General features: G+C 69.6%; 8 protein-coding genes. All 8 read right to left on the reverse strand.

Annotated elements, in window-relative coordinates:
• On the reverse strand, window positions 1-1,445 hold a 1,445-nt coding region (locus Y704_RS20225; RefSeq protein WP_051476877.1), incomplete at its 3' end, for a S8 family peptidase.
• A 1-nt stretch (window position 1,446) separates the two neighbouring features.
• Window positions 1,447-2,397 carry a Ppx/GppA phosphatase family protein gene (locus Y704_RS0109525; RefSeq protein WP_026549948.1) on the reverse strand — a complete coding sequence of 317 codons (951 nt, stop codon included), beginning with the start codon at window positions 2,395-2,397 and terminating at the stop codon, window positions 1,447-1,449.
• Window positions 2,394-3,044 carry a DUF501 domain-containing protein gene (locus Y704_RS20230; RefSeq protein ID WP_035772214.1) on the reverse strand — a complete coding sequence of 217 codons (651 nt, stop codon included), beginning with the start codon at window positions 3,042-3,044 and terminating at the stop codon, window positions 2,394-2,396. Before Y704_RS20230 ends, Y704_RS0109525 begins: the two co-directional genes overlap by 4 nt.
• Before the next feature lie 84 nt (window positions 3,045-3,128).
• Window positions 3,129-3,923 carry a septum formation initiator family protein gene (locus Y704_RS24845; protein WP_026549949.1) on the reverse strand — a complete coding sequence of 265 codons (795 nt, stop codon included), beginning with the start codon at window positions 3,921-3,923 and terminating at the stop codon, window positions 3,129-3,131.
• 88 nt (window positions 3,924-4,011) lie between these two features.
• Window positions 4,012-5,292, reverse strand: a complete 1,281-nt coding sequence (gene eno / locus Y704_RS0109540; protein ID WP_026549950.1) for a phosphopyruvate hydratase — start codon at window positions 5,290-5,292, stop codon at window positions 4,012-4,014.
• A 77-nt stretch (window positions 5,293-5,369) separates the two neighbouring features.
• The gene (locus tag Y704_RS0109545; RefSeq protein ID WP_081747531.1) at window positions 5,370-6,263 is read right to left on the reverse strand and encodes a MazG nucleotide pyrophosphohydrolase domain-containing protein; all 894 of its coding nucleotides are present in this window, start codon (window positions 6,261-6,263) and stop codon (window positions 5,370-5,372) included.
• A gap of 10 nt (window positions 6,264-6,273) precedes the next feature.
• On the reverse strand, window positions 6,274-7,431 hold the full coding sequence (locus Y704_RS0109550) for an adenosine deaminase (RefSeq protein ID WP_035772216.1): 1,158 nt from the start codon (window positions 7,429-7,431) through the stop codon (window positions 6,274-6,276).
• Window positions 7,432-7,465: 34 nt separating this feature from the next.
• Window positions 7,466-7,885: DedA family protein (locus Y704_RS25220; RefSeq protein WP_035772219.1), on the reverse strand; the 420-nt coding region annotated here is incomplete at its 5' end.

Below are 7,885 nucleotides of genomic sequence, written 5' to 3' on the forward strand. Positions count from 1 at the left end.
GCGTCCTGCCGCTCCTCCGCCCGGGGGACGGGCGGCTCGAGGATGTCCGGGGCGGACTCCTCGACCTCGACGCCGGGAACGGGCGCTGCGGTGCCCTCGCTCCGCCGGTAGACCTGGATCCACTCGGCCATGCTCCCCAGGCGGTTCACCTCGGGTACCGAGATATCCGCGTTCACCGCAGCCTCCACATCGAGGATGCCATGCCCGTAGAGGGTGTCGAACCCGGCCACACCGGTGTCGCGCGCTGTGGCGATGATCCGGTTGACCACCTGCGCGGCACTCAGCTCCGGGTACTTCGACCGGATGAGGGCGGCTACCCCGGCGACCAGGGGCGCCGCGCCCGAGGTTCCGGACCACTCGGCATACCCTCCGCCGGGAAGCCCTCCCACCAGGTCCTCGGACGGCGCCGCGACGGCGATGCTGATCCCCTCGGAGGACGCCTCACGGCTTGCCACCCCCGCGCGGTCGAGTCCTGCAACGGAGAGGACGCCGGGGATGGTCGCGGGCGCACCGACCTGGGTCAGTCCGCCTGCGCGGTTGCCCGCGGCAGCGACGATCACCACGTCCTGCTGCTCGGCGTACAGGAACGCCTCGTCCCAACTCTCCGGCCAGGTGGTGGAGGTGCTTCCCAGCGACATGTTGATGACGTCGGCGCCGTTGTCGACGGCCCACCGCACCGCCGTCGGGATCTGGTCGTTGATGTCGATCCCGGCGGGGTTGGGCCCGCCCGTCGGTCCGTCGATCCATACGGACACCGCAAGCAGTTCGGCTTTCGGCGCCACCCCCACAACTCCGTCCGGGCCCCTCCCATAGATGCTCAGGGGACCCGGGGCCTGCGCGGCCGGGGGAAGAGCCTCCCGCGGGAGCGGCTGGGCTGATGGCCCTGGTGTCGTTGTGCTGCCGCCCGGCGCTTCCGGCCCTTCCGGCAGTGGTGACGGCGCTTCCGTCGACGACGACGACGGCGTCGGTACTTCCGGCACTTCCGTCGGCGACGGCACTTCCGGCAGGGGCGACGGCACTTCCGCCGACGGCTCCGGGCCGGGCGCCACCAACGGCACCAGGCCCTGATGCCCGCGGCCGGCGAGCAGGGTTCCGACGAGGGTCCCGTGCGCCGGCACCTCGCCGATGCCTTGCTGTCCGTTCGGACTGCCGGCGCCGGACGCGTCGGTACCGCCGGTCACCGCTCCGGCAAGGTCCGGGTGCGTGCTGTCGATGCCGCTGTCGATGATCGCCACCTTGACGCCCTCGCCCTGGCTGGTGGTCCAGGCCTCGGTGATTCCGTAGGCCTCGAGCCAGTACTGCCTCTCCCGCACTTCGTCGGCAGCGGCCGGAGGAGCACCGAGGGTCCCGGCCAGAGCGGCTGCGACCACCGCGGCGACGGCTGAGCGCAGCAGCCGCCCGCGGCGGGAACGGCGCCGTGCCGTATGTCCTCCTCCGGTCACCATGTCATGTCCTGCGGGCCGCAATGCTGAGGGCGATACCGTCGAGGATGTCGTGTTCACTCGCAGTGGCCCCACCCACGCGGCCACGCGTTGCCTCGGCCACCTCCTCGACAATGCACTTCCAGATCAGGGCCCCGGCGCCGATGACGTCCACCCTGCCCGGATGCATGTAGGGGAGCTCCGCCCGCTCTGCGCGGCTGCGGTGCAGGAGGTCCGCTGCGGCCGCCTGGATGTCGGGCGTGCGGAGGACAGCTCCGTGAATCCGTTCCGGGAAGTATTCGTGAAGCTTCAGGGCGTGGGCGGTGACCGTGGTGATGCTCCCCGCCACGCCGACCAGTGTGGTGACCGTTCCCAGCGGCACGTCCGCGGCGGCCGCAGCGATGAGGGACCTCACCTCGGCCTCCATGGCGGAGATCTCGGACGCGGTGGGAGGATCCCCATGGAGGAACCGTTCGGTGAACCGCACACAGCCCATATCCATGCTCCGTGACGCGGTGACGCCGGAGGAATCGCCCGCGACGAATTCGGTGCTGCCGCCACCGAGGTCGATCACCAGGACGGTTTCGTCGTCGGCGGCGCCCAGCACACTGACCGCGCCGTGGAAGGACAGCGCCGCCTCCTCCGCGCCGGAGATGACCTCGGGGTCCACCCCGAGCCGCTCGCGGATCCCGTCCGCGAAGTCGTCCCTGTTCTCCGCGTCGCGGGAAGCCGACGTCGCCACGAAACGCACCTCCGGGCTGCCGTGCTGTGCAATGAGTCCGGCATATTCCTCGGCCGCGGCGAACGTCCGCACCAGAGCGGCGTCGGAGAGGCGCCCGGTGGCGTCCACTCCCTCGCCGAGGCGCACCACGCGCATCCGGCGCTCGACGTCGGTCAGCACGCCGGCCTCGTCGATATCCGCGATGAGCAGCCGGATGGAATTGGTACCGCAGTCGATGGCAGCTGTGCGCATCAGTCCTCCTGGGATGGGGTGCGGCGCGCAGCGCGCTTCCGCTCGAGTTCGTCGGCGGACAGGCCCTGGGTCCTGCTGTGCCGGCTGAGGTCCGCCGAGGGAACCACACCTGCCGTGTCCCAGGCCCCGTCACAGAAGCACGTGTCCGCAGTCCACCACTGGGCGATTCCCTGGATGGCCTCGTCGCCGAGCGGATTGACGCCTGGTCCCGCGGCGAGGGAATGGCCGACGAGGACGTGGAGGCATTTCACGCGGGTAGGCATGCCCCCCGCCGATACCCCGTCGATCTCCGGAACGGCTCCCGTGCCCGTGCGGTCTCCGATGGCGCGCCGCGCTGCCAGATAGGCGTCGTGGGCGCTCCGGTATCTCCCGGCGAGTGCCGGGTCAACACCGAGGCGGGAGGTCATATCGGTCATCACGCCGTCGGCCTCGAGCCGTGAGACGGCGGCCGTGATCACCGGGTGCGTGAGGTAGTAGGTGGTGGGAAAGGGAATGCCGTTGGACAGCCGTGGCGCAGTGGTCGCCACGAGCGGGTTGCCGCAGACGCAGCGGGCGCCGATCTCGACGACATCGCGGACCGGGCGGCCCAGTTGCCGGCTGAGGACGTCGAGATCCTGCTGCGTGGGCGTCCGCTGGTCCTGCTCTTTCACGCGAGTCCTTCCTCGGTGCGCTTGCGCGGCGCACGTGCTGTTCCGTGCCTCCTGAGCTGCTCGAGCTTCCTGCATCAGGTCCACTCAGTCAGTTGCAGCCCGGGAGATAGTGCTCCACAGGGAATCCACCCAGGGCAGGTCCTCCGGCTGTGCGTCCGACCCTGCCGAGGTGGGGTCCTCGATCCCCTGACCGCCCTTGACCAGATAGCGGGTCTCCCCCGGCATGACGAGGAAGATGCGGTCGCGCGCCTGCTGTTTGATATACGCAGGGTCGTCCCAGCGGGCGAGTTCCGTCTGGTGGTCGGCCTGCACCTGCTCCTGCCGCGCAATGTCCTCCCGCAGGGCATCGAGCTCGGCCTGCTGCTGCAGATAGGTGTTGAGCGAGGGCGCAAGCAGCACTGTCACAGCAACCAGAACGACGCCGAGGGCCAGCAGGCGGCCGGAGAACGATTTCGCGGGGATCGGTTTGGCATCTTCCGCAGGTTCGATGACGCGGTTCGGCCGTTTTGTCGACCCGGAGGGGCTCCGTCGGATAGCTCCGGCGAGCTGCGTGCGCTCCGCAGCCCGCGCTTCGGACGACGAGACCGAGCGATCAGACTTCGAAACACCAGGACCGGACGGCGGAACCGAGCCATCAGACCGCGGGACACCAGAACCGGACGGCGGAGCCGAGCCATCCGACTTCGGGGAGGCCGCCTGCTGATCCACGCGCGACGCCGACTGGTCCGGTGCCGCCTTCCGCGCCGACGGGGAGGCGGCCTTCGGGTGGCCGGGCGCGGTGCGGGCCGGAGGATGCCCGGTCGGCCCGGCGCCTGTCCGCTCCCCCGCGGGCGGCGAGGGACGGACAGCACGCGGCACCTTGGGGCGGCGGGCGGTCATGTTACTCCTCGGGTGGTTGCTGCGTTGAGATCTGAGGGGACATCACTGTCGAATCCCGTCCTACGAGGTTATCTGCCCGCCGGCGGAACTAGGCAGTGAAACGCGGAAAGGCACTGCGGCCGGCGTAACGGGCGGCGTCGTCCAGCTCCTCCTCGATGCGCAGCAGCTGGTTGTACTTCGCCACGCGCTCCGAGCGGGCCGGAGCACCGGTCTTGATCTGGCCGGCGTTGGTGGCCACGCAGATGTCGGCGATCGTGGTGTCCTCGGTTTCACCGGACCGGTGCGAGGTGATGGTGGTGTACCCGGCGCGCTGCGCCATGGAGATGGCGTCGAGTGTCTCGGTGAGGGTGCCGATCTGGTTCACCTTGACCAGCAGCGAGTTGGCGGTCTGGTTCCGGATGCCCCGCTCGAGGCGCGTCGGGTTGGTGACGAACAGGTCGTCACCCACGATCTGGACCTTTGAGCCGATGGTCTCGGTGAGGGCCTTCCAGCCCTCCCAGTCGTCCTCGTCCAACGGATCCTCGATGGAGACCAGCGGGTAGTCGCGGACCAGCTCCTCGTAGTAGGCGCTCATCTCGGTGGTGCTGAGGGACCTGCCCTCGAAGGTGTAGGCGCCATCGCTGTAGAACTCGGAGGCGGCCACGTCCAGGGCGAAGGCGATATCGGTGCCCGGCGTGTACCCGGCGCGTTCGACGGCGGTGGTGATGAGGTCCAGTGCGTCGCGGTTGGAGGGCAGGTTCGGCGCGAAGCCGCCTTCGTCGCCGAGACCGGTGGCAAGGCCCTTCTCCTTCAGCACCTTCTTCAGCTCGTGGTAGACCTCGACGCCCCAGCGCAGGCCCTCGGAGTAGGACTGCGCACCCAGCGGGACGATCATGAATTCCTGGATGTCGACGTCGGAATCCGCATGGGACCCGCCGTTCAGGATGTTCATGAGAGGCACGGGAAGGACGTGCGCGTTGGGTCCGCCGAGGTAGCGATACAGCGGCAGGGCAGAGGACTCCGCGGCCGCGCGGGCGATGGCGAGGGAAACACCGAGCATCGCGTTGGCGCCGAGGTTGGATTTGTTCTCGGTCCCGTCGAGGTCGATCATGGCCTGGTCGATGGCTCGCTGGTCGGCGGCATCGAACCCGAGCAGGGCCGGCTGGATCTGCTCGATGACGGCTTCCACGGCCTGGAGGACACCCTTGCCGAGGTAGCGGTCCTTGTCGCCGTCGCGGCGCTCATTGGCTTCGAAGGCTCCGGTGGAGGCTCCCGAGGGCACCGCCGCGCGGCCGAAGGTGTCGTCGTCGAGCAGTACCTCGACCTCGACCGTTGGGTTGCCGCGGGAATCGAGGATTTCCCTCGCGTGGATGGCGTCGATAATTGCCATGGAAGTGCTCCTGTTCGTTGGAATGTCCGGGTGGGATTCTCACTGCAAGCCTAGTTCACGCCGCGGCCGGCCGGGCTTCAGGGAAGGGGCTGTTTCCGCGGCCCTTCCGGGGAGCGGGCACCGGAAGCTGCCCCGGCGCGAACCTGGAAACGGTGCACCGCGCTGCGCAGCGCGAGCTCCGGGTCGACGCCCCGTGCGACGGTGGCGGCCGCGAGGGCGAGCAGCCGGTCACCGAACTCCTCCGCCGTCCCGCTGTCCGGCTGCACTGGCGGGATCGGTGGGATCGGCAGGGTCACCGGGATCGGCGGGATCGCCGGTCCAGCTTCTGCTGCCGCTGCCCGGGAAAGTGTCTCTGCCGCCAGCGCGAGGGCAGGCAGATGGGCAGGTATGCCGTCGAAACGCTTCCGGTCAGGCTTTTCCGTTGCCTTCACCGCCTGCCAGGTCGCCACGATCTCTCCGACGGTCGCGGGGAAGTGCTCCTGAAGGGAGCCGTCGGCATGGAACACATGCGGGTTGCGGCGCACCAGCTTGGCGGTGAGTCCCTCCACCACGGCTCCGGCTCCGAAGGCGCCCCGTTCGCGCTGGAGCTCCGCGTGCAGGACCACCTGGTAGAGGACATCGCCGAGCTCGCCGCGCAGTTCGTCGAGGACGGCGCCCTTCCGGGCCGCGGATCCCGCCTGCTGTTCCTCCTCCTCGACCCGTTCCGCCTGCTCGACCGCGTCGAGGAGCTCGTAGCACTCCTCCACGAGGTATTGCTGCAGGCTGGTCGGGGTGAGCGCAGCGGTCCACGGGCAGTGCCGGCGCAGCTGGCCGATCACCGTGAGCAGGCGTTCCAGTGCGGCGCCCGCTTCGGCCCCGGTCACCGGGGCCGGTTCCGGGCGTGCGGCCCGCTGCACGCCCGGCTGCACGTCCGGGCGCACGTCGGGCTGCACGTCCGGGCGCACGTCGGGCTGCACGTCCGGGCGCTTCATCCCGGTGTGCCTACGATGCCTGGCCTGCGGCCCGGTCGAAGCTCAGGGCCATGTGCTCGGCGAGCGCCTCCCGGTCCTCAAGCGGCAGGAAGGCGGCGTCGACGGCGTTCAGCGTCAGTTCCAGAAGGTCCCCGAGGTCGTACCCGAACGTGTCGACGAGCAGCTCGAACTCACCGGTGAGGGTGACCCCGCTCATGAGCCGGTTGTCGGTGTTGACCGTGACCTTGAACCCGAGCTGGTACAGCAGGTCGAACGGGTGGTCCTCGATGGCGTCGCCGAAGGCTTTCACCGCGCCAGTCTGGAGGTTGGAGGACGGGCACAGCTCAAGGGGAATCCCGCGGTCCCGGACCCATGACGCAACATGGCCCAGACTGGCGACGCCGACGTCGTCAGCATCGTCGCTGTCGGCTGTGCCGGAGCCGGGGCCGTCGTCGGAGGCGTCGGAGTAGTCGATGTGGATGTCCTCGGCGATCCGGACACCGTGACCGAGGCGCAGGGCGCGGCCGTGCACCAGCGCGTCGACGATGCTCTCGATGCCCGCGGCCTCACCCGCATGGACCGTTGCTGGAAACTGCTGGCCAGCAAGGTAGGTGAAGGCATCCGCGAAGCGGAGCGCAGGAAAGCCGATCTCGGCTCCGGCGATGTCGAACCCGACAGCGCCCCTGCCGCGGTGGCGGACAGCCAGTTCGGCGATTTCCAGGCTGCGGTCCGCGTGCCGCATCGCCGTGATCAGCTGCCCCACCTGGATGACCCGCCCGGCGGCGATCGATGCTGCTGCACCTGCCTCGAGGCCTTCCTGGACTGCCTCGACAGCCTCGTCCAGGGTCAGCCCGCGGGCGACATGCTGCTCAGGGGCCCAGCGCACCTCCCCGTACACCACGCCGTCGGCCGCGAGGTCCTCGACGAACTCCCGGGCGACGCGGATCAGCGCATCGCGTGTCTGCATCACGGCGATGGTGTGGTCGAACGTCTCGAGGTAGCGCTCCAGGGATCCCGAGTCGGCCGACTCGCGGAACCACGCGCCCAGCGCCTCGGCGTCCTGTGCCGGCAGGTGGTGCCCGATCTCTGCTGCCAGCTCGAGGATCGTCGCCGGCCGGAGGCCGCCGTCGAGGTGGTCATGGAGGGAGATCTTGGGAAGGGTGGCGATGTCGATGGCGGTGTCGGACATTGGATTCAGCTGGGATGGAGTCACGAAACCAACATTACGCGAGGCCGGACTCCGCAGGCACGGGAGCGTGTTCCGGACGGATGTGTGCGGGCCCGGAGCCCCGGACCAGCGCGATGACGCGGTCCACCAGGACGCCGAGCACCACAGCCACCGTCACTGCCACGATCACGCCGAGCAGGTGGTTGTGCGCGAACCAGGCGCCGGCGAGCGCACCGATCCCCACCGAGTACACCGCCCACGCGACGCCGGCAAGGGCCGTGAGTGCGACGAACCGCCGGCGGGAGTACCCGGTGGCTCCGGCCGTCAGGTTGACGGCCACCCGGCCGATGGGAATGAACCGCGCCACCAGGAGCAACGACGCCGCGCGCTTCTCGATCTCGTAGCCTGCCCAGGCGAAGGACCGCTGCATGCGGTCACTGCGCATCCACCGATAACGGCTCGTGCCGATGCCCCT

Origin of the sequence: Arthrobacter sp. Br18 (assembly GCF_000520555.1) — a bacterium.
Classification (GTDB): Bacteria; Actinomycetota; Actinomycetes; order Actinomycetales; family Micrococcaceae; genus Arthrobacter_D.

What these genes read in the sequence shown, in the direction of transcription:
- Y704_RS24845 (WP_026549949.1), bottom strand. Translation starts at nt 3,923, where the DNA reads ATGACCGCCCGCCGCCCCAAGGTGCCGCGTGCTGTCCGTCCCTCGCCG.
- eno (WP_026549950.1), bottom strand. Translation starts at nt 5,292, where the DNA reads ATGGCAATTATCGACGCCATCCACGCGAGGGAAATCCTCGATTCCCGC.
- Y704_RS0109545 (WP_081747531.1), bottom strand. Translation starts at nt 6,263, where the DNA reads ATGAAGCGCCCGGACGTGCAGCCCGACGTGCGCCCGGACGTGCAGCCC.
- Y704_RS0109550 (WP_035772216.1), bottom strand. Translation starts at nt 7,431, where the DNA reads ATGTCCGACACCGCCATCGACATCGCCACCCTTCCCAAGATCTCCCTC.